This window comes from Fictibacillus sp. 7GRE50 (assembly GCF_015903875.1).
Lineage (GTDB): Bacteria > Bacillota > Bacilli > Bacillales > Fictibacillaceae > Fictibacillus > Fictibacillus phosphorivorans.
Window position 1 is genome coordinate 344,270 of the sequence record NZ_JACZDW010000001.1, and the last position, 21,571, is coordinate 365,840.

A 21,571-nucleotide genomic window follows, 5' to 3' on the forward strand; every position below is an offset into this window, starting at 1 on the left:
TCTTCTCTTTGAGAATCATTTCAATTTGCCCAAGCAATACGGAACTATTGCATTTTTTAGGATTAACATCAATGTTGGTCGGAGTCGATGACTTTTCAGATTGGCCAAAAGAAATTGAACAACTTCCGAGATTAGGTCCAGATTTATCGATTGATATGTATAAACTTCAATCTCTAGAGCCTGATCTTGTACTAGCTAGTTTAAGTGTACCTGGAATGGAGAAAAACATAGAGGAATTAGAGCGTCGTAATATTCCACATGTCATTTATAATCCACAAAGTCTTACTGATATCCAAAATGATCTGCTCGATTTGGGTAAAGTAACAAATCATTTGCCAGAAGCTGAAAAAGTAAATGAATGGATGAAGAATGAGATTACTCACTACGATAAAATTAGCAACTCCATAAAAAAACGAAAAAAAGTATATTTTGAGTGGTGGCCTAAGCCCATCTTTACACCTGGTAGGGTGAACTGGCTCTCAGAGATCGCTTATCTTGCTGGCGGAGAAAACGTGTTTCAAGACGTAGAATTGGCAAGTGTTCAAACATCGTGGGAAGATGTTGTAACTCGCGAGCCAGATATCATAGGAATGGTTTGGGTCGGTGTTAAAACAGAAAAGATGAAGGTTTCCCACATTAAAAAGAGAGAGGGATGGGACCATCTAGAAGCTAACACGCGCACTGAAATCTACAAACTTGAAGAATCCCTCTTTTGTAGACCCTCACCACGGTTAATCATCGGAATGAAACGATTAGCTGCACTTGTTCATCCGAATGACTTTCCTGCATTCTTACCAGAAGAAGAGGAAAGCTACATAAAAAAGCTTCAGGTCACTTAAACCTGAAGCTTTTATCATTTATATAAGTATTGCTGTCTGAATACTTGCATGGACTTTTCTTCGTTTAGATCATTCAGTTCATTTTCAGTTATCTTACCGTCTCCACGCTCGACAATATACACATCAATATTTTTCTTGCCCCACTTTTTATACACTTCGTCTACCGTATTATAAAAGAGATCTAACCTGTTCCCTTTAATGGCTGATCCAGTATCTGCCACTACTCCATATCCGTATCCTGGAATCCATAGAACGGTGCCGATCGGAAAGATTGAAGTATCTGCTGCAATGGTAGAATAGAGGTCTCTTCTCACCTTTAACCCTGATTTGGTGATTCCGTATGCAGGATGACTTTTAGTCTTTCCTGTACTCTCATGACCTGCCGTATAGCCAGTTGCTGTTACTTTAACTGAAGGATATTGAGTAAGATTCATCTCATCTTCAAGGGATCGCTGCTTCACCTCAGCAGAAGAAACCATCATGTTAGGCTTATAAATTGTAGGCAATGTCTTCAGGGACTCTGTTAAAACACTAAGTGTAGCCTCAACAATCTTGTTGTCTGACTGTGTTTCATCTAGCCATGTTGCTAGATCATCTGCTTCTACACCTGAAATGGAACGAAATGTCGTAAATATTGCACAGATGAATAGGATAACGATCGTGGTTCTCTTTACAATTTTTCTTAAAATCAACAAAAATTGTCCACTCCTCTCCTATCTATTCCTTCCCAGGCTAGTTATTATGTATACCCGTTTCTTAATAAAAGGAAAAAAGTGCAAATAAAAAAACCCCTAAATAAGGGGCTTTTTAAAACATCTGATAACCGCGTACCCGCAACATCTTAATGGCAACTCCGGAAAGTATCGCACCGATCAATCCACAAGCAAGAATCGTAATATCAGATACTGACAAATTTAGAAGATCACTTCCAAGTAGTCCAAAGCTCGTACCTGGTTTTGTAAAATACTCGAAAAACCGAATGTCATCTACTATCATAATGACGACTATTGGATATAGAATAACCATAAACCAAGTAGCACGTAAAAGCATGTTAAATAAGAAACCGATTCCAAAGAATAGAACCATAAACAGCAACATTGAAATAATGAATTGCGGCAATAGCAAATCCATGATGTAGACACCCCCATAATCCTTAGGTTAGTTTACTAAACGGGGGCATATACGTCAATCGTGTTTGAGAGCGTTACGGTTTTAAGCTCTTTTTTTACCGCTTCCGCAGCATTCCACACACGTTTCAGATCCTCCAAGCAAGAGCTGAAAATAACCCTTTCCCTCACAGTATGGACATTGATCATGTTTTTTCTGAATCGCATGTTTTCTCATGTTGTAACACTCCCTCTTTTTTGTTTAAATTTTCAGATAATAATAACAAGGAAATGAGGGAATGAAAAACCGATTTTAAAGCTAAATACTCCAATGTAAGCGTAATCATCATGAACATTCTTTAATTATCAGAATATTTCGTACATTTTTGTTGTTACTTGTTTAAAACCCTTTCTAAGGAGTTTAACTAAAATAAACAGAGCTCTTCGGAAGCCCTGAATCAATAATCTTTTTCGATAAGTATGTACTTTTATCTACAATCCATTACCTTATAAGTCGTATAACCGAATACGTCTCCAGGATTGATTTTATCTTCTAGAAACTTCACTTTTCTTTCCATAAAGTAATGAATCATTAATGATGTATCAGGATCTGCTCTTAGTTCTTCAGGCGTCATGAGAGCAGCTGTTTCAATTTCACTTGAATGCTGTGAAAGATCGCCATGCTTCTTCCTCAATAAAAAAACAACCATATTATCACTAATGGTTTCTTTAATAACACCTGAGCGTATACCAAGTATTGTACTGACCTCACCAACGATGCCTGTTTCTTCATAAACTTCTCGAATCGCCGCTTCATCAACTGTTTCTCCAGCATCTACAAAGCCAGCTGGAATAGACCATTTTCCTTTTAGCCCGCCATAATTCTTTTTTACGACGAGCCATCTTCCATCCTCATCGATCAGTAGACCAGCTGCTGCAAGCCAAACATTTCCTCTGTCTTTTTTCGTCATCCGAACGCTCGCCCTTTCTCAACGTAATAAAAAAGAACAGAAGCTTTACGCTTCTGTTCTTAGTTTACCACTATCCATTAAAACAGTTTTAATTTTCCTTTTTTAATAACCATCGGTACCCCACCTAGTAAGAACAGGTAGCGGTTATCGATTACTTTTTTCATGGCAGATGCAGTTGCACCAAATAATTTCTTGTTTCCAACTTTACCAATCGCTTCACCTTTACCAAGGGACGCAACTGTACCTTTAATATCAGGCTTGAATTCTTCAAGCTTTCCACCGTTCATCAATGCTTTGATGTTACGGCCGATCGTGTAAGCTTGTTGAATCGCGATTTGAGCTGTTGGAGGATATGGACGGTTCGCTTCTTCATCGATGATAAGTGCACAGTCTCCAGCAACAAAAATATATTCGAATCCAGGCATGCGAAGGTCTTTATCAACTTTCACACGTCCGCGCATCGTTTCGAATCCAGCTTCTTCAACTAAGTGGTTACCGCGAACTCCACCAGTCCAAACGATAGTAGCTGCTTTGATCTCTTCGCCATTTGCAAGAATTACACCATCTTCATTACACTCTTTGATCGGTGTGCTTACAAGGAATTCAACGCCACGGCGTTCTAAGTTATTGATTGCATACTCAACTAGTTCCTCATCAAATCCTGGAAGTACTGTTGGAGCAGCTTCAATATTTACGATACGAACTTTTTCACGAGGAATATCATATTCACGGCAAAGTTCAGGAACACGGTCAGCTAGTTCCCCAACGAACTCAATCCCTGTAAATCCTGCTCCACCTACTACGATTGTAATAAGTTCATCAGGTTGTCCTTCGTTATTGTAACGAGCGAAAGAATAGTCGATATGCTCGCGAATTTTACGAACAGAGTTGATGCTGCGAATGCTGAATGCATTCTCTTTAAGACCTTGGATACCGAAAGTTTCTGGATCAGAACCAAGAGCAATAATTAAGTAGTCGTATGTTAATTCTTGATTATCTAGGATAACAAGCTTTTCATCTTTTTTGATTTCTTTAACCGTATCTTGAACAAAGTTCACTTTGTTCATGTCGATAATGTTATCGATCATGATACGTGTTTTGTCATGATGTAATGTACCCGCTGCGTTCTCATGAAGCCACGTCGTTTGGTAATGATAGTTGTGCTTGTTTACTAACGTGATCTCAGCTTCGTCTGAACCTAGCTCTTTTTGTAAACGGACAGCTGACATGATTCCACCGTAGCCGCCGCCTAATATTAGAATTTTTGGCTTACTCATTTAAATTCACTTCCAGTTCTCATTTTTTTTAGTTTGACCTTTTCAATCATTAAATATGATGGAAAGGAATAGATTGTGATATATTTCACGTAATAAGATATAAATAAATGCAAAAAACGTTCGAAATTTCGACATTTTTTAACCATACACCCTCATCTTATTCCTTTTTTCTTGTTTTTTCAACCCTTTTTTCGTTATGATGATGTTTCAATTTCTATTGTGAAGTACCTTTCATTACGTTGTTTGACAATGTCAAAATCTACAAACAAAAAGAGGACTTTGGGCTTCCTTCAAGAATGTAAAAATGAGAGATAGCACGTTCTGGTCAGAACATATTACATGTTCGTCAGTCATAAATCTAGAAGAGGTGAAAGTTATGACAAAAGAGATTTACGATATTACGATTATTGGCGGAGGACCTTCAGGCTTGTTTGCTGCTTTCTATGGTGGCATGCGTCAGATGAAGGTGAAAATTATTGAGAGCATGCCTCAACTTGGCGGTCAGTTATCTGCTCTTTATCCTGAAAAGTACATATATGATGTTGCTGGATTTCCTAAAGTACTTGCTCAAGAACTCGTCAATAATCTTAAAGAGCAAGCGATGCAGTTTAACCCAACAGTCGTTCTAGAAGAATCGGTTCAAAATGTTGAAAAAAGCGAAGAAATCTTTGAGTTAACAACAGATAAAAGCGTGCATTACAGCAAAGCCGTTTTAATTACGGCAGGCGTAGGTGCATTCCAGCCTCGTCGTTTAGAACTGGCAACCGCTCAACAATACGAAGGGAAAAACCTTCATTATTTCGTAAATGATTTGAATGCATTCGCAGGAAAACGCGTTTTAGTTTGTGGTGGCGGAGATTCAGCTCTTGATTGGTCATTGATGCTTGAGCCTATTTCTCCACAAGTTACGTTAACACACAGACGTGATAAGTTTCGTGCTCATGAACATAGCGTCGAGCAGTTAATGAATTCAAAAGTTGCAGTTAAAACCCCTTATCAAATTACAGAGTTGATCGGTGATGGAGAGAATATCTCAGCTGTTGTTTTAGAGAATGGAGATGTTAAAGAGAACGTTGAAGTGGATGCTGTAGTTGTAAACTATGGTTTCATCTCCTCTCTAGGTCCAATTAAAACATGGGGGTTAGATATTCAAAAAAACTCAATCGTCGTTAACTCAAAAATGGAAACAAATATAAAAGGGATTTATGCTGCTGGTGATGTATGTACGTATGATGGTAAAGTAAAGTTGATCGCTTCAGGTTTTGGTGAAGCGCCTACGGCAATCAACAATGCTAAATCATACATCGATCCAAACGCTAAGACACAACCTTTACACAGTACTAGCTTATTCTAAACTTTTATTGGCGCGGGGTAACAAGCTCCTGCGCCTTTTTATTTTCAATCATTCAAATAGTCATATAAGGGAGAGAGTAGATATGAACAGACAATTTACTGAAGAGGAAATGCATGCTGCTGACTGCCTTCAGGAAATGCAAAGGATCATCAATCAGCTTCATATATCAGACGAATCTTTCCTAGAAGATACGAAAAAAGAAATTCCACGTTTATCTAAGTTGCTACAAGATCTAGAAAAATACACAGTGGAATAAATTGCATATGGTTAGCAACCTTTAGTTCTGTTATCATGGTATTTGAGGCGGACAAGTGCCGCTGACTCATATGAATTTTTACCCGGTGTTGGCGCGCCGGGTTTTCTTATATCTTTTTTTAGATAAGGAGACTTACATAATGGAGATTAGTTTAATACTTGGAATTGTTTTCTTTATCCTTGGTACCTTTTTGATGCCTCTTGGTTTAAAAGAGCAACACAAACAAAAGAAATTCTTACTTATCGGTGCTGCTGTTTTATCAGATATACTTGGGGTGCTTTTTATTTTTAATATCATTTAGCTCAAAAAAGCTCCTGCCTCTTGAATAAGAGGCAGGAGCTTTTATTATCGCACTTTATTTAACACTCTTCTGGTGTTCCAGCGTTTGTCGCTGTTCGGAAAGAAGATCCACAGCCACATGATGCGATTGCGTTCGGGTTTGTAATCGTAAACCCTCCACCCATCATGTTCTGTTTAAAGTCGACAACTGTTCCTTTTAGGACTTTTGCACTTTCTTCATCCACAACCACGCGGATTCCTTCAATCATCTCTTCTCGGTCTGAGTCACTTTTATCACTATCGAAACCCATGCCATAAGAAAGTCCTGTACATCCGCCGCCTTTTACCGCTACACGGAGAAATTGATTTTGATCTTCTTCATCAGCAAGCATTTCTTTAATTCGACTCGCTGCACTATCTGTTATTTCAACGATCATCGTGATCACTCCTCTTATAAGGATCTATATCTATAGTATAACGACTCTTAAATAAGCCCTCAAGGAATCGGCTTTCGATTAGTTGGTTTTTTGCTGCATTTCCATAATCTTATTATGTGTCTCATCAATTTTTCTACTATATTTTAACACCATTGGATGCTGCAGACCTAACACGTTCGCCGCCTGTATCATTTTATTACGCAATGCCTCTAATTGTTCGATCTTTTCAAGTCTAGCGGCTGGTATTGTGGCTTTCATTTTCGTCACTCCACTCTTCGTTTTCAACATATCCGTTCCTTTTATTTTACATTTTTTCTATTTATTAGACAACGAGTCACTAATAAAAAAATTAAACTTTTTATGTGCTAATATCTGTAAAAGCAGCTTCCCTTGTCGTAAAGTTTGAATAGGATTATAATGATTATGCAATTAAGACATGTATTGAATTCTCTTAATACATAAGTATTCGTATAAATTTGGTAAAGAGAGAGTGTCGCTTTATGCCTATCTCTTAAAAAATTGTGTACATCATCCGAACATTTCATTTGAAAAATTAGGGGGATTAGTAATGGCAAATATATTAACGCTAGATACGCGTATGGAGGCAATCGCTGAGAAGATAACTCACGGTGAGCGTCTTTCGATTGAAGATGGATTATTTCTATATGAAACGAATGATTTGCTAAGCGTTGCTTCATTAGCAAACGAGGTTAATAAGCGTAAGAACGGCGACAACGTTTACTTCATTGAAAACTTGTACATCAACCCGACTAACGTATGTGAAGCTACTTGCAGTTTCTGTGGCTTTAAACGTAAGCCTGGTGAAGAAGGCGCTTATACGATGAACGATGAGCAGCTCTTGAGCTATGTTGAAAAACGCTGGAACGATAACATTAGAGAGTTTCATATCGTAGGTGGCCATAATCATGAAGTACCTTTCGATTATTATCTAGATACGATTCGAACGTTAAAAAAGCATTATCCACAAGTAACGGTTAAAGCATATACAGGTGCAGAGATCGAGTTCTTCTCCAGAATAGCTGGACTTTCTATGAAAGAAGTATTAGAAGAGTTGATTAAAGCAGGTCTTGATACCCTGCCTGGTGGTGGTGCTGAGATTCTGACCGAACGTTACCGTTTAAAAATGAGCCCAGACAAAGCATCGACTGATCAGTGGTTAGAAGCACATGAAATCGCTCATGGTTTAGGATTAAAAACACATGCAACAATGTTGTACGGATCTATTGAGACGAAAGAAGAACGTCTCATTCATATGGACCGCTTGCGCCAACTTCAAGATTCAACAAACGGATTCATGGTATTCATCCCGTTAGCTATGCAGCCTCGTACACAATCTATGGGATTGATGAGAAGAACATCTGCTTTTGATGATATGAGAACCATTGCGATCAGCCGACTCATGCTAGATAATTTTGACCATATCAAAGCATATTGGATCAACATTGGTGTTCAGTTAACTCAAATGGCATTAACGTTCGGTTCAAGTGACATCCACGGAACGTTGATTGAGGAACGTATCTCTCACGCTGTTGGAGCATTAACGTCATCAGGGATTACACGTAAAGAACTTGTTCACTTGATCAAAACAGCCAACAAAGTTCCTGTAGAACGTGATACATTTTATAACATTATTCAAAAATACTAAAAAGTGGAGGCGATTGTGCCTCCACTTTTTTATGTTCGTTACTCAATCCATTTCACAACATCGCTCATATCTTGACGAACTTTTGGACGGGGTTCATTTACGCGATAGCCGAATCCTACCATAACCGCTACTTCAAAGTTTCCTCCTTGAAGTACTCCTTCTCTTTCTAAAATTGCCTGAACTTTCTCTTGATCAAATCCTTCGATCGGGCAAGAATCAATTCCTATCTGCGCTGCAGCTGTCATCATATTTCCTAGTGCAATATAGACTTGTTTAGCTGCCCAATCGACCATAGCGCGGTCGTTTCCAAGAAGCTTAAAGTCAGATTCTAAGAATGTCTTGTAAAACCCACTGATCGCATCATACGCTTCTTTCGGAAGATTCTTTACATCTTTCTTTATATGCTCAATGTATTCTGAATCGTACATCATATCTTCTGCCGTACGTGCTAGCATCACGATATAGTGACTCGCAGTCGGCAATTGTTTTTGTGCGCCCCATGATACAGGTTTCAACTGTTCACGTAGCTCTGGGTCTTGAATGACAACAAAACGCCAAGGCTCAAAGCCGAAGGAACTCGGTGATAGACGTCCAGTTTCTAAAATAAATTCAAAGTCTTCATCTGAAATCTTTTTCTCTGGATCAAATTCCTTTGTTGCATGTCTGAACTGAAATGCCTCTAAGATCTCTTGTTTTTTAGCTTCTTTATTCATGATGTTTATCTCTCCTTCAATATTTATGAACGTAATTTAAAGTTGTTTTGATATCCTACACAATATATTATAAAAGTAATAACAAAAATGAAAAGTACGCACATTTTTGTGTCATAGTATCATTTTTTATACTAAAGGAGCCATTCAATGACTAATCAACAATTCGACCTTTCCAATTGGCAATCTCACGGCTATTCATGTCCAGTCGAAGCGACTCTTGATATTATCGGTGGTAAGTGGAAAAGCGTTATTTTGTATCACTTGATCGAGGGCAAGATACGTTTTAACGAACTAAAGCGCCTCGTCTCTGGAATTACACAGCGAATGCTTACCCTACAGCTACGAGAATTAGAGCGTGACGGCATCATACACCGAGAAGTTTATAAACAAGTCCCGCCGAAAGTGGAATATTCTCTAACTTCATTTGGTGAAACACTGATCCCTATTATAAAGTCCATGCTTCAATGGGGAATTGAACATACGGAGAAAATCGTTCAACATCGTGAGCAGGCTGAAGTTAAGGATTAAAAAAAGAAAGCATCTCTGCTTTCTTTTTTAGTAGGTGTAGGCTTAATGTGTGCACCTTCTACCTATTAGTATGATATTCACCCGTACAGATTATTTCTGCTGGGCCAGTCATCCAAATATCTCCATTATCTTTCCAGTTAATGATGAGATCTCCGCCTGCTAAATGAACAGTAATATCCGTATTTCTATCTGCTTCTTCGTTTAGAACGGCAGCTACAGCTGCTGCACAAGCTCCTGTACCACAAGCTTGTGTAATACCTGATCCTCTCTCCCAAACTCTAAAGTGCATTTCACTTTTAGACACCACTTCTACAAACTCTGCGTTTACCCAATCAGGAAACATTGAATCTTTTTCGATGATTGGTCCTAACGAATGCAGAGGCGCTTTCTCAATATTATCCACAAAGAAAACGGCATGTGGATTTCCCATTGAAACAGCAGTGAGTCTTAAAGGTGTCCCATCAAAAGATACTTCCTCATTCACCACTTGTTGGAGGTGGTCAAATCCCGTGACAGGAATTTTTTGAGGTCGAAGGATGGGGTTACCCATATTAACCGTAACGAGTGATACTTTATTGTTGTTACCTATTGTTACTTTTGCAGTTACTAAACCACCTAGTGTTTCAATCTGAAATTCGGTTTCTGTTACTAACCTGTTTTCGTACGCATATTTGGCTACACATCGAAGTCCGTTACCACAGTTTTTAGCTTCAGAACCATCATTATTAAAGATTCTCATTTTAACTGGCGCTAATTCGCTTGGGCAGATTAGAATCATCCCATCTGATCCGATGCCCGTGTAAGGATTTGAGACTTCCGCTGCTAACCTCGGCAGATCAGCTTCATCAATACACTCTTCAAACATGTTTATATAGATGTAATTATTGCCTAATCCATGCATTTTTGTGAATTTCAACGTATCCATCGCTTAACCCTGCTCCTTATGATTGACCTCTCAATTTTTCATCCGTATAAAAATAATCATCGTCGGCGTTTAGTATGGTTAACTTGCCATGACAACAAGGCATAATAAGTATCTGTTTAATTCCTTCTTGAGCAAGATTCAGTTGTTCTTCTTTAAAGGAAGTCAATACATTGTCTCGTTGGCAGAACGGACATTCCGAAATATAAATATCCTTCATCATTCTTTCATATGGCCATGTATATTCAAATGTTAATTTCATATCGGTTCATCCTCTATTTGGAAGGTATGGTTATTGCATATTCGTTCACAACTTACATTTTTTAAAGTATAATAGGTGATGTAACAAAATACAATAGCGATCCATCTTCGGGGCAGGGTGAAATTCCCGACCGGCGGTAATTGAAGATTCCCTCTTCATCAGCCCGTGAGCGAAAAAGTTTTCTTTTTTGCTGATCTGGTGTAATTCCAGAGCCGACAGTATAGTCTGGATGGGAGAAGATGTAGGTACAGCGGTTCAACTCTAATTAGAACCCTTTGTTTAAGCATGCCATTTTGTGCATCTTTTACATGCTGTTTATCATACTTACAAACTCCCTTAGTCTCATTAACTGACTAAGGATTTTTTGTGTGAAGCAGGCTGTGCTGCATTCGAAATCATGAGATGGCGCAACACAAAAGAGGAGAGATTTCAATGCAAAAGGGAAAGATCAAACAAATGGTAGCGGTATCGATGCTCAGTACGATTGCTTATGTGCTGATGATGCTCGACTTTCCGTTCCCAGGGTTACCTCCATTTTTAAAGATTGATTTTAGTGAGGTGCCTGCACTTCTAGCTGCAATCATTTTCGGACCAGCGGCAGGAGTTATGGTGGAAGCCATAAAAAATGTTCTACACTACGGGATAGTAGGAAGCTTTACCGGTGTACCAGTTGGTCAATTAGCAAACTTTGTGGCCGGTATTCTATTCATTCTTCCAGTATCCTACTTATTCCGCAAAAAGAATTCTGTTAAACGTCTTTCAGCGGGCTTGATCTTAGGAACGGTTTTGATGACATTTATGATGGGTCTGCTCAACTACCTAATCATCTTACCAGCCTATACGTGGTTCCTTGGTGCTGATCCGATGTCTAGCCAGATGATGCTTGATCTTATATTAAAAGGTATAACGCCGTTTAACTTGATAAAAGGTACAATAATTACACTGTTATTCGTAGCATTATACAACCGAATGCAGCCATGGGTGATGAAACAGATCGCTCAACAGGCCTAAATATAGAAGATAAAACCGCAGGGGGGATGATTCCCACTGCGGTTTTTTTATTGTTCATGATAGGGGTATTAAGCTGGACTGGCGGTTAGATTGCTTGTCGAAATTTAGCGAACCGCCTTTATTTTTGAATTTAGACTTAATTGAACGCCGTTTCGACTTAATTAAGTCTTATTTCGACCCAATTTTGTTTGCTTAGACTTAATTATAGATGATGATACCCTAGCTGGTATTATTCAGGGGACAATGTCCCAAGTGTGACAGAGAATTGCACCGCACGCTATCTGCTAAAATCCTCTCTAACAAAAAAAGATGCTCAAGCATTAGCTTGAACATCTTAAAATGAAACCATTCTTATAAAATGAACATACCTGCGATTGCACCGCTTAGTAAGTTTGCGATTGTAGCTGCGATTACAGCGCGCATTCCAAGTCTTGCGATGTCAGGACGACGAGTAGGTGCCATTGCTCCAAGACCACCTAAAAGGATTGCGATCGAAGAAAGGTTCGCGAAACCACAAAGTGCGAAACTTACAACCGCTACTGTTTTCGGCATTAAGTCTGGAATTTGAGGTGCGAATGAAGAATAAGCAACGAACTCGTTCAATACGATTTTTTGACCGATGAACGTACCGGCTTTAACTGCTTCTTCCCACGGTACACCAATAACAAATGCGATTGGAGCGAAAATATAACCTAGAATTTGTTGAAGTGTGATCTCATAACCGAACCAGCCACCGATTCCGCCAAGGATACCGTTAACTAAAGCGATAAGAGCGATGAATGCAAGTAACATTGCCCCAACGTTAAGTGCGATTTGAAGTCCATCTCCTGCACCTTTTGCTGCAGCGTCAATTACGTTTACTGTATCTTTATCACGTTCTAATTTGATCTCACCCATTGTTTCAGGCTCTTCTGTTTCAGGAACAATGATCTTAGCGATCGCAAGTCCTGCAGGAGCACACATAAAGCTTGCCGCGATTAAGTATTCTAACGGTACTCCTAATAGGTAATAACCAATCAATACAGAACCTGCTACTGATGCTAGTCCACCTACCATTACAGCAAAAAGTTCAGATTGAGTAAGACGGTTCATATATGGACGAATAACTAGAGGTGCTTCTGTCTGACCTAAGAAAATATTTGCAGTAGCACTCATTGATTCTGCTTTACTAGTTTTTAATAACTTAGATAATGCTCCCCCTAAAATTCTTACAACCCATTGCATGATGCCTAGGTAATAAAGAACTGAGATTAGAGAAGAGAAGAAAATGATTACGGTTAAAACTTGAAACGCAAAGATAAATCCTTTTCCTTCTGCTGGAATCATACTTCCAAACAAGAAAGTAATCCCTTCGTTCGCATAAGCCACAACGTTTGAAACTTTTTGTGAGACGCTTTGCAATGCTTGTTTTCCAGCATCCCATTTAAGAACGATCAACGCAAAAGCAATTTGAATTGCTAGTGCACCGATTACCGTTCTCCAGTTAATCGCTTTCTTATTTTGAGAAAGTAAGAATGCGATTACAAGAAGAACGAGCATACCACCTAATCCCCATAAAATTTGCATATTCGTACACCCCTTTTGTAATTTGGAAGAAAACGCTTACTATTAGCACGTTAGTTGTCAGACATCCAATGACTGACCCTTTTCTAATGTAACAAATTTCGACAAAAATGCAATCGTTTTTCAAAAAATTATATGCTAGATATTTTTCCCAATCATAACTCCCTTATCCATAGAAAAAGCAGCTATCCCATTTTTAGATAGCTGCTTTTTAAAACATTCCGTTTTCTTCTATATGATTGTAAATATTTTTCACAAGTTCATCTGATGTTTCTCCGTGAACGATATCTCCATTTACGAGAGCAAACATCGACTTTGCACAGTGTCCACAATACCCTAAACACCCATACTCGATAACGTCTAGATCATAGTCTTTCTCGAGTTCTTCGAGCGCTTTTTGTGCACCACTCGCTAAATTACTTACACAAAACTCTATAATCGGTCTCATTTCCGTCTTCACCTCTTGATGAATCCATCCTAACGGTTTCTATAGTTGTAGTCAATGTAAACACTCATTCTTCCTGTGTTTTTTCTATAAAAGAGTTGTGAAATTGTTGCAAAGTGCTATACTTAAACATGTCAAAAACGTGTAATCGTTTACTTATTTCGAGTTAAGGTTATTTACTTATATATGCATTTTTAAAAACAGATAAGAATTGTCTTGAAAGAAAAGGGGAAATGACAAATGAAACACCTCGTTTTACTTGGCGGAGGATATGGAAATATGCGTGTGCTAAAGAGACTTCTTAATTCCTCAGACCTCCCTGAAAACATTCAGCTTACGCTTATTGATCGTGTACCTTATCATTGTTTAAAAACTGAATACTATGCACTTGCTGCAGGTACCATATCTGATCATCATGTTCGTGTAACTTTTCCAGATCACCCACGTCTAAATATTAAGTATGGCGAAGTTACTTCAATTGATGTAAAAGAAAAGAAAGTTCTATTAAAAGCCCAAGATGCAGTTTCATATGATGATTTGGTTATCGGCCTAGGTTGCGAAGACAAATATCATAATGTCCCTGGTGCTGACCAATTTACGCTCAGCATTCAGACCATTGATAAGTCTCGTCAAACGTATCAAATTCTAAACAACTTGCATGCTAATGCGGTTGTTGCAGTAGTTGGTGCCGGACTTTCAGGTGTAGAGTTAGCATCTGAACTTCGTGAGAGCCGTCCGGATCTTACAATTAAACTCTTTGACCGTGGTGATATGATTCTTTCCGCTTATAAGAAGCGATTGAGCAACTATGTACAAAACTGGTTCGTTGAACACGGTGTTGAAGTAATCAATAATTCAAATGTAACAAAGGTTGAAGAAGGCGCTCTTTATAATCATGACGAAAAGGTAGAGTGTGATGCTATCGTTTGGACGGCAGGTATACAGCCGAGCCGAATCGTTCGTGATTTAGATGTTGAAAAAGACAGTCAAGGACGTGTTGTTCTAACTGAACATCATCACCTTCCAACCGAAGAGCATGTATACGTTGTTGGAGATTGCGCGAGCCTTCCTTATGCACCAAGTGCACAATTAGCAGAGGAGCAAGCAGAACAGATCTCACAAGTCCTTTTAGCTCGTTGGAACGAACAGCCTCTTCCTGAAATGAACGAGATTAAACTAAAAGGTGTTATGGGTTCTCTTGGTAAGAAGAGCGGATTTGGTACGATGGGTAGCACTGCTCTTATTGGTAGAGTGCCACGCTTATTAAAGTCAGGAATTCTATGGTTGTATAAATATCAAGTATAAGAAAAGACCCATGCAGCAGCATGGGTCTTTTTCTTTATTTTTTTTTTACCAATAATAAGGACGAAAACGACGAATTCGGTAAAAAGGAAAACCAAAAACTCCGAAGCCTGGAAAAAACGGCCCGACAAAAATGATACGGCTATTACGGTCAGCGTTCTCACCTGGCATGATCATATACATGTTATCCTGATCATAGCTATGCAATTGACCGTGATATACATTTCCATCATTCAATTCGATCGTAACCTTCTGTCCCATGTACTCGAGACAAAGATCATGATAATGATGGTGATGATGTCCTGCATATGAGGATGATTCATCTTTATGACTTTTACCTTTTAAAGGGTTCAACAATACAATTTGCCTCCTTTTTTCTCTATACATCTTATTCTTAAGAGAAAACAAGGCGTGTGTACAAACCCAAAATAAAAAAAATAGGCGCTTAACTTACAGCGCCATAACCGTTCTGTTCTATAATTGCGTAGATCGTTTTTAAATTCGGATTACCTTCTGCTACTACTTCTCCATCTATCACAACGACAGGATAAAAAAGGTCTTCTTCTACAATTCTTTCTGAAAATGCCTGATCGATCTCATTTTCCGTATTTTCCATGTCTATATAAAGAACATTAAACAATAAGTTCGGAAACTTTCTTGAGATTGCTGCTTCTAGCCATTCAGCCGTTTCTTTTGCTGAAGGAAGATGAACACAGCTGGCACATTTTTGTTCAGCTCCATATACTTTAATACTAAATGAGTTACTCATGAAGAATCACCTCAATGTATGCGCTTATTTGCTTTCATCATACCTTATTTTTCAAAAAAGAAAAAGGAGCAAATATCATGATGCTTGCTCATGGATTTTTTATTCCATATCCCGTATACTAAGAGTAAGTTCTTTTTAAGAAAGGAGCCTTGATTATTATGGCTGAAACTCAAAACTTAGAGATGCGTGAACAAGTTGAAGAAGTTCTTGATAAATTACGCCCGTTCCTTCTTCGTGATGGAGGAGACGTGGAATTAGTGGATATTGAAGAAGGTGTAGTAAAAGTACGCCTAATGGGAGCATGTGGTAGCTGCCCAAGTTCAACAATCACACTAAAAGCAGGTATCGAACGTGCACTTCTTGAAGAAGTTCCTGGTGTTGTTGAATTAGAACAAGTATTTTAATAAAACGCAAGAAGCCGCTCTTTTGAAGAGCGGCTTCTTTTTTTTGTTGTTTTTTAAAAACTTAGTTGCAATTGAAGGTAGTAATTTAGCATACTCGCACAAATTATTTGAACGCTATCAAGAGTTCTTTAAGAAGCTTCATTAACAAGTTGATTGGAGTGTAAGGGCGAGACTCCTGGGGGATCAGCGGGACAGGTGAGACACCTAACAGCGCAGAGCGCTAGGTGGCTCACCGCACGCCCCTCGGAAAGGGAGCACCTGAAACGGAAATCAACCACTCACTAATCCTAACTCGATTATACTTAACTCAGCAAACGAACAAGCAGTGCTTTTTGTGCGTGAAGACGGTTCTCCGCCTCGTGAAAAACAACAGAATGAGGACCATCAATAATCTCCGCCGTCACCTCTTCCTCTCGATGCGCAGGCAAACAATGCATGAAAATAAAATCACTCTTTGCATAGGACACAAGCTCTCGGTTCACTTGATAACCCTTAAAATGTTCGAGACGTTCCTCCGCTTCCGCTTCTTGACCCATACTCGCCCAGACATCCGTGTAAATAACATCACTATTTTTAACACCAGCAACTGGTTCATGAGTTACCTCGATAACAGAGCCGTTTTGTTTCGCAACTTCCTTTGCATAAGAAACGATTTCTTCTTTCGGTTCGTAGTTTTCAGGTGAAATAATAGTGCAATCCATCCCCACTTTTGCAGCTCCAATCATTAATGAATGTGCTACATTGTTTCCGTCACCAATATAAGCCAGCTTTTTCCCTTTGAATGATCCTTTATATTCTAAAATCGTAAGAAGATCCGCTAGTATTTGACACGGATGAAAATCATCCGTAAGTCCGTTAATTACAGGAATAGATCCACTATGCGCAAGCTCTTCAACTGTGGATTGATGAAACGTACGAATCATTAGAGCATCTAGGTATCCGGACAATACTTTCGCTGTATCTGAGATCGATTCTCCTCTACCCATCTGAATATCACGAGTCGATAGATGGATTGCATGACCACCGAGTTGCAGCATAGCAGCCTCGAACGAAACGCGAGTACGTGTCGATGATTTCTCGAAAATCATTCCTAAGATCTTTCCTTTTAGTAAGGGTGGTGCAGATGGACCTTGTTTTTTTAAGTCTTTCGCAAGGTTCAATAAGTCGATGATCTCAGATGTAGAATAATCCATAAGTGTTAGAAAATCTTTCTGAGTTCGCGTTTGGCGAAAAGGGTGTACGATTGACATCAGTTCAGCACTTCCTTTCTCATTTTATTCGTGGTGCGTATCGCATTTAAATAAGCGTTAGATGTTTCTTTCCTTGTTAGTACATGGACTCTTTCTAGTACGGCACGTTTAGCATTCTGGCTTTCGCTATCATTCGAAAAGTTTATATATATGACTTTGTTATCCGTTTTTAACCACTCATCAAATGTCAGATCATTTGCTGTAAGGACGGTATACCCACATTCTCCCCAGGCTTTTGAAGCAGCTTCATCAAGGATTCCTTCCACAAAAATACTTCCATGATCATTCCAGAGATCTGCTAATTGAAGGCTTGAGCCTTTCAAAGCTTTCACTAGAGCTCCATTAAAATCTGCATCCGTTCCAATCACTTCTCCGGTTGAGAGCATCATTGGATTTAACACCGGGGAAACACCAGGCAGTTTAATGGTTGAGAAAACAGGTGCTTTTACTGTAATCTCTGGTTGTCCGTTATGCTCTTGTTCAAGGTTCAGTGAATGTAATGAGTGACCTAGAAGCAATTGTGTTGCTTTCTGGACAAGGTTTACATTCGTGATTTTGCTCATGATCGGTGCTGTTCGAGATGCTCTTGGATTCACTTCAATTACATAAACACACTCATTCTGTATGGCAAATTGAACATTAAATAATCCTTTATATGATAAGTTTAGTGCTATCTTTTTAGAGTACGACTTTATTTGATTGATCACATGGTTAGATAAAGATTGAGGTGGTGTAACAGTCAAACTATCTCCTGAATGAACCCCGGTTCCTTCTAAATGTTCGAAAATACCTGGAATGAATAGTTCTGTACCATCACTTAAAACATCTACCTCCGCTTCTGTTCCTTCTAAGAATGTATCTATCAAAACGGGATAATTCACTTGTTCATGGTTCAGATAACTTGTTAGTTCGCTTTCAGAATAAAGAACCTTCATCCCGCTTCCACCAATCACGTATGATGGACGCAGAAGAATTGGAAACCCTAGTTTGCCTGCATATTCTTTGACTTCTTTTTCACTTAATGCCGAGAATCCAGGAACTTTAGGAATATTTAATGCATCTAAAAAATGATAAAAACGCTCTCTGTCTTCCATTTGGTCCACGGTATCTGCTGGACTTCCAAGAACAGAATATCCTGCCTCTTCTAACTCTTTAGCCAAATTGATTGATGTCTGGCCCCCAAATTGCAGAATGACATCTGATATTCCTTCAAACTCCAAAACATGATTGATGTCTTCAAAGGTTAGAGGCTCAAAATATAGGGAGTCAGATACTTCATAATCCGTGCTTACTGTCTCGGGGTTATTGTTGATCAGTATCGCTTCATATCCAAATGAGCGAAGAGCGATAGCGCTGTGCACGCAACAATAATCAAACTCAACACCTTGCCCGATTCGTATGGGACCTGACCCGATAACGGCAACCTTCTTCTTAGTGTCAGGGATTCTATCGCTCTTCCCGCTCCAGCTGGAATAAAAATAAGTCGTTTTTGCTTCAAACTCTGCTGCACACGTATCCACCATCTTATATGTCGGCGTGATCCCCCACTCTATTCTCTTGTTGCGTACCTCTATTTCTGAAACAGACCAGATATTCGATAAGTATCGATCTGAAAAACCATATTTTTTTGCTAGTTGCAGTTGTTGTTTATCTACTTTTTCTAATCCCGTTTTTTGCAGCATATTGTCCATAGAGACCATCTCTTGAAATACCGATAAAAAATACGGTGTAATTTTAGTCAATTCATGAATTTTGTCTGAAGAAACTTCTCTTCGCAACAGTTCCATCACAACGAAAAAGCGGCGATCATCTGCTGATACGACTAGGTCAAGAAGTGTATCCTCATCTAGTGCAGATAGTTCTTTCAAATACATGCCATTCGTTTTCAGCTCGAGTGAACGAATCGCTTTTTGAAAGGCAGAAGCCATATTTCTCTCTAACGCCATCACTTCGCCTGTCGCTTTCATCTGGGTTCCAAGTTTGCGGTCTGCATGAGGAAACTTATCGAACGGCCACCTTGGCATTTTTACAGCTACATAATCTAACGCCGGTTCAAAACTCGCAAATGTCGTTCTGGTTACTGGATTCTTCAATTCATGCAGGTTATACCCTAGGGCAAGTTTGGCAGCAATCTTTGCGATCGGGTATCCGGTTGCTTTTGATGCTAAAGCAGATGACCTGCTCACACGAGGATTCACTTCGATCAAATAATACTGTGAGTTATCCGGATGAAGCGCAAACTGTATATTACATCCTCCGACGATTTCAAGCGCAGAAATGATGGTTAAAGACGCTTTTCTTAATGACTGATACTCATCATCTGTTAACGTCTGGCTAGGAGCTACTACTACAGAATCACCTGTATGAACACCAACAGGGTCAACATTTTCCATGTTACACACCGTGATGCATGTTCCGTTCTTGTCACGCATCACTTCATATTCAATCTCTTTGTAGCCTGCAATACTTTTTTCAATCAGACATTGGTTGATCGGACTCGCTGAGAGACCTTGTTTGACTAGTGAGATCAGCTTTTCTTTAGATGAAGCAATCCCGCCACCAAATCCTCCGAGCGTATATGCTGGTCTAACAATCACGGGATAACCCGTCACTTCAGCAAAATGGATTGCTTCATCTATTGACGTAACAATCTCACTTTCTGGTACAGGTTCTCCTAGATGCTTCATCAATGATCGAAAAAGCTCACGGTCTTCTGCTTTTTGTATAGAGTCAATGTCTGTACCTAGAAGTCGAACTCCATATTTCGCTAATATCCCATTTTCATGAAGCTCCATTGCTAAGTTAAGTCCTGTTTGGCCACCAACTGTCGCTAGAAGTCCATCAGGTTTTTCCTTCAGAATAATCTGTTCGGCATATTCTACTGTTAAGGGCTCAAAGTATATAACGTCTGCAAACGTGTTGTCCGTCATGATCGTAGCAGGATTGTTGTTGATCAGGACCACTTCGATCCCTTCTTCTTTTAATGCTTTACATGCTTGTGTTCCGGAATAGTCAAATTCTGCGGCCTGCCCGATTACGATCGGTCCTGATCCGATCACGAGCACCTTCTTGATGTCTTGTTGTTTAGGCATAACTTCTCACCTTCTCTGTATGTTGTACACTGTTTATAAAATTTTGAAAGATTTCTTTATGTTCGTTCGGACCCGGTGCTGCTTCTGGGTGGAATTGAACACTCGCAACGTTAAATGAACGATGCCACAATCCCTCAACACTTCCATCGTTCACATTTTCAAACCAGATGTTAAAGCCTGTTTCTGCTAAACTTTCTTTTTGAACGACATAGCTATGATTTTGAGAACTCATTGATACTTTACCCGTCTTCAAGTTCATAACCGGCTGATTCGCACCACGGTGACCAAATTTCAGCTTTTGTGTCTCACCACCGAATGATAAAGCTAGGATCTGATGACCAAGACAGATGCCTAATGTCGGATAGCGCATGGCCAGATTTTTATAACGATGAAAATAGTTAGAGAACCTCATAGGGTCACCAGAACCGTTTGAAAAAACTAAGCCATCAGGATTCAATTTTTCGATATCGTTTAACTCATGATCAAAAGGAACAATTGTTACGCTACACCCTTCGTTAACAAGAGCTTCAGCAATCGACTTTTTATATCCGAAGTCGATCAATACTATATGTGTATCTCCTGAACCGGTCTTTTCCATTGATGTCGCTGGCCAATATTCTTCTAGACTAAAAGAATCAGGAGAGATACTTGATACATGCATAACAGCAGGCAAAGATCCTTTTATGCGAATTTGTTGAATAAGAGATCTCGTATCTACATTCTTTAGTGCAGGGATTTGATATGCATTTAACAAGTCCACGATCGATTTGCGGCCTCCTTTTGCAGCAAATCCAAAGCAATCTGCCATAACTACTCCCGCTACTTGGATTTTTGCGGATTCCATACTCTTAGGATCAAATCCATAATTTCCGATGAAAGGATAAGAAAACACGACGATCTGTCCTTGATAGGAAGGATCAGTCAAAACTTGTTCGTATCCAGTCATTCCTGTATAAAATACAATTTCACCTGAACCATATTGGTTATCACTAATCCAGTCACCATCGAATGTATTACCGTTAGATAGTGTTATACAGCCTTTCATAACATGTTCCTCTCCTTGTATAAAAATTATATTTATCTGTATTTTTATTCATTTATGTGTAAAAAAATAGCACCTTTCAT

The 21,571-nt window shown here is 39.1% G+C and carries 26 protein-coding genes and 1 riboswitch; of the genes, 9 read left to right on the forward strand and 17 right to left on the reverse strand.

The window, feature by feature from the left end; genetic code table 11:
* Positions 1-8: 8 nt before the first annotated feature.
* Positions 9-839 carry an ABC transporter substrate-binding protein gene (locus IHV12_RS01680; RefSeq protein WP_197189664.1) on the forward strand — a complete coding sequence of 277 codons (831 nt, stop codon included), beginning with the start codon at positions 9-11 and terminating at the stop codon, positions 837-839.
* Between the two features lie 14 nt (positions 840-853).
* On the opposite strand, the gene IHV12_RS01685 is transcribed toward IHV12_RS01680, so the two are convergent.
* From IHV12_RS01685 to IHV12_RS01705, 5 genes are all read right to left on the reverse strand, one after another.
* The gene (locus IHV12_RS01685; protein WP_231620611.1) at positions 854-1,534 is read right to left on the reverse strand and encodes a 3D domain-containing protein; all 681 of its coding nucleotides are present in this window, start codon (positions 1,532-1,534) and stop codon (positions 854-856) included.
* Positions 1,535-1,646: 112 nt separating this feature from the next.
* Positions 1,647-1,970 carry a YuiB family protein gene (locus tag IHV12_RS01690; RefSeq protein ID WP_197132010.1) on the reverse strand — a complete coding sequence of 108 codons (324 nt, stop codon included), beginning with the start codon at positions 1,968-1,970 and terminating at the stop codon, positions 1,647-1,649.
* Between the two features lie 81 nt (positions 1,971-2,051).
* Positions 2,052-2,183 carry a YuiA family protein gene (locus IHV12_RS01695; protein WP_171005383.1) on the reverse strand — a complete coding sequence of 44 codons (132 nt, stop codon included), beginning with the start codon at positions 2,181-2,183 and terminating at the stop codon, positions 2,052-2,054.
* Between the two features lie 250 nt (positions 2,184-2,433).
* Complete coding sequence (locus IHV12_RS01700) at positions 2,434-2,916, reverse strand: NUDIX domain-containing protein (RefSeq protein WP_197132013.1); 483 nt, start codon at positions 2,914-2,916, stop codon at positions 2,434-2,436.
* A 77-nt stretch (positions 2,917-2,993) separates the two neighbouring features.
* A complete protein-coding gene (locus tag IHV12_RS01705) occupies positions 2,994-4,193 on the reverse strand; it encodes an NAD(P)/FAD-dependent oxidoreductase (protein WP_197189665.1) in 1,200 nt (399 codons plus the stop codon).
* Between the two features lie 376 nt (positions 4,194-4,569).
* Here IHV12_RS01705 and IHV12_RS01710 point away from each other — a divergent pair, with 376 nt between their 5' ends.
* From IHV12_RS01710 to IHV12_RS01720, 3 genes are all read left to right on the forward strand, one after another.
* Complete coding sequence (locus IHV12_RS01710) at positions 4,570-5,547, forward strand: NAD(P)/FAD-dependent oxidoreductase (RefSeq protein WP_197189666.1); 978 nt, start codon at positions 4,570-4,572, stop codon at positions 5,545-5,547.
* Positions 5,548-5,629: 82 nt separating this feature from the next.
* The gene (locus tag IHV12_RS01715) at positions 5,630-5,803 is read left to right on the forward strand and encodes a hypothetical protein (RefSeq protein WP_197189667.1); all 174 of its coding nucleotides are present in this window, start codon (positions 5,630-5,632) and stop codon (positions 5,801-5,803) included.
* A gap of 139 nt (positions 5,804-5,942) precedes the next feature.
* The gene (locus IHV12_RS01720; protein ID WP_197189668.1) at positions 5,943-6,104 is read left to right on the forward strand and encodes a hypothetical protein; all 162 of its coding nucleotides are present in this window, start codon (positions 5,943-5,945) and stop codon (positions 6,102-6,104) included.
* A gap of 58 nt (positions 6,105-6,162) precedes the next feature.
* Here IHV12_RS01720 and IHV12_RS01725 read toward each other — a convergent pair whose 3' ends face one another.
* On the reverse strand, positions 6,163-6,519 hold the full coding sequence (locus IHV12_RS01725; protein WP_197132026.1) for a HesB/IscA family protein: 357 nt from the start codon (positions 6,517-6,519) through the stop codon (positions 6,163-6,165).
* A 78-nt stretch (positions 6,520-6,597) separates the two neighbouring features.
* Entirely contained in the window at positions 6,598-6,777 is a 180-nt protein-coding gene (locus IHV12_RS01730; RefSeq protein WP_197132028.1) for an aspartyl-phosphate phosphatase Spo0E family protein, read from the reverse strand.
* 310 nt (positions 6,778-7,087) lie between these two features.
* Between IHV12_RS01730 and mqnE the strand changes: the two genes are divergently transcribed.
* Positions 7,088-8,185 carry an aminofutalosine synthase MqnE gene (gene mqnE / locus IHV12_RS01735; RefSeq protein WP_197132030.1) on the forward strand — a complete coding sequence of 366 codons (1,098 nt, stop codon included), beginning with the start codon at positions 7,088-7,090 and terminating at the stop codon, positions 8,183-8,185.
* Positions 8,186-8,223: 38 nt separating this feature from the next.
* Here mqnE and IHV12_RS01740 read toward each other — a convergent pair whose 3' ends face one another.
* A complete protein-coding gene (locus tag IHV12_RS01740; protein ID WP_197132032.1) occupies positions 8,224-8,898 on the reverse strand; it encodes an NAD(P)H-dependent oxidoreductase in 675 nt (224 codons plus the stop codon).
* A 147-nt stretch (positions 8,899-9,045) separates the two neighbouring features.
* Here IHV12_RS01740 and IHV12_RS01745 point away from each other — a divergent pair, with 147 nt between their 5' ends.
* Positions 9,046-9,426, forward strand: coding sequence for a winged helix-turn-helix transcriptional regulator (locus IHV12_RS01745; RefSeq protein ID WP_197189669.1), 381 nt, complete (start codon positions 9,046-9,048; stop codon positions 9,424-9,426).
* Positions 9,427-9,484: 58 nt separating this feature from the next.
* Here the strand turns inward: IHV12_RS01745 and dapF are convergent, their stop codons facing one another.
* On the reverse strand, positions 9,485-10,351 hold the full coding sequence (dapF, locus tag IHV12_RS01750) for a diaminopimelate epimerase (protein ID WP_197132036.1): 867 nt from the start codon (positions 10,349-10,351) through the stop codon (positions 9,485-9,487).
* Between the two features lie 16 nt (positions 10,352-10,367).
* Entirely contained in the window at positions 10,368-10,610 is a 243-nt protein-coding gene (locus IHV12_RS01755) for a hypothetical protein (RefSeq protein ID WP_197132037.1), read from the reverse strand.
* 99 nt (positions 10,611-10,709) lie between these two features.
* Positions 10,710-10,855, forward strand: a riboswitch (FMN riboswitch).
* Between the two features lie 187 nt (positions 10,856-11,042).
* Between IHV12_RS01755 and IHV12_RS01760 the strand changes: the two genes are divergently transcribed.
* A complete protein-coding gene (locus tag IHV12_RS01760) occupies positions 11,043-11,621 on the forward strand; it encodes an ECF transporter S component (protein ID WP_231618429.1) in 579 nt (192 codons plus the stop codon).
* A gap of 351 nt (positions 11,622-11,972) precedes the next feature.
* On the opposite strand, the gene IHV12_RS01765 is transcribed toward IHV12_RS01760, so the two are convergent.
* Complete coding sequence (locus tag IHV12_RS01765) at positions 11,973-13,187, reverse strand: NupC/NupG family nucleoside CNT transporter (RefSeq protein WP_197189670.1); 1,215 nt, start codon at positions 13,185-13,187, stop codon at positions 11,973-11,975.
* A gap of 208 nt (positions 13,188-13,395) precedes the next feature.
* Complete coding sequence (locus IHV12_RS01770) at positions 13,396-13,632, reverse strand: YuzB family protein (RefSeq protein WP_191752119.1); 237 nt, start codon at positions 13,630-13,632, stop codon at positions 13,396-13,398.
* A gap of 237 nt (positions 13,633-13,869) precedes the next feature.
* Between IHV12_RS01770 and IHV12_RS01775 the strand changes: the two genes are divergently transcribed.
* Positions 13,870-14,934, forward strand: coding sequence for an NAD(P)/FAD-dependent oxidoreductase (locus IHV12_RS01775; protein ID WP_197189671.1), 1,065 nt, complete (start codon positions 13,870-13,872; stop codon positions 14,932-14,934).
* A 45-nt stretch (positions 14,935-14,979) separates the two neighbouring features.
* Here IHV12_RS01775 and IHV12_RS01780 read toward each other — a convergent pair whose 3' ends face one another.
* Together IHV12_RS01780 and IHV12_RS01785 are read right to left on the reverse strand one after the other, a co-directional pair.
* On the reverse strand, positions 14,980-15,288 hold the full coding sequence (locus IHV12_RS01780; protein WP_197132045.1) for an LSM domain-containing protein: 309 nt from the start codon (positions 15,286-15,288) through the stop codon (positions 14,980-14,982).
* Between the two features lie 88 nt (positions 15,289-15,376).
* Positions 15,377-15,700: a YuzD family protein gene (locus tag IHV12_RS01785; RefSeq protein WP_144698327.1), complete on the reverse strand. Its 324-nt coding sequence runs from the start codon at positions 15,698-15,700 to the stop codon at positions 15,377-15,379.
* A gap of 158 nt (positions 15,701-15,858) precedes the next feature.
* Here IHV12_RS01785 and IHV12_RS01790 point away from each other — a divergent pair, with 158 nt between their 5' ends.
* On the forward strand, positions 15,859-16,104 hold the full coding sequence (locus IHV12_RS01790) for a NifU family protein (protein ID WP_066238880.1): 246 nt from the start codon (positions 15,859-15,861) through the stop codon (positions 16,102-16,104).
* A 302-nt stretch (positions 16,105-16,406) separates the two neighbouring features.
* Here the strand turns inward: IHV12_RS01790 and argF are convergent, their stop codons facing one another.
* Genes argF through IHV12_RS01805 form a run of 3 tightly spaced genes read right to left on the reverse strand, consistent with a single transcriptional unit; the run spans position 16,407 to position 21,491 of the window.
* Positions 16,407-17,354 (reverse strand): ornithine carbamoyltransferase, encoded by a 948-nt coding sequence (gene argF / locus IHV12_RS01795; protein WP_197189672.1) that lies wholly within the window; start codon positions 17,352-17,354, stop codon positions 16,407-16,409.
* Positions 17,354-20,446 carry a carbamoyl phosphate synthase large subunit gene (locus IHV12_RS01800; RefSeq protein ID WP_197189673.1) on the reverse strand — a complete coding sequence of 1,031 codons (3,093 nt, stop codon included), beginning with the start codon at positions 20,444-20,446 and terminating at the stop codon, positions 17,354-17,356. The genes argF and IHV12_RS01800 overlap by 1 nt, the downstream gene beginning before the upstream one ends.
* The gene (locus IHV12_RS01805; RefSeq protein ID WP_197189674.1) at positions 20,439-21,491 is read right to left on the reverse strand and encodes a carbamoyl phosphate synthase small subunit; all 1,053 of its coding nucleotides are present in this window, start codon (positions 21,489-21,491) and stop codon (positions 20,439-20,441) included. The genes IHV12_RS01800 and IHV12_RS01805 overlap by 8 nt, the downstream gene beginning before the upstream one ends.
* Positions 21,492-21,571: the final 80 nt, after the last annotated feature.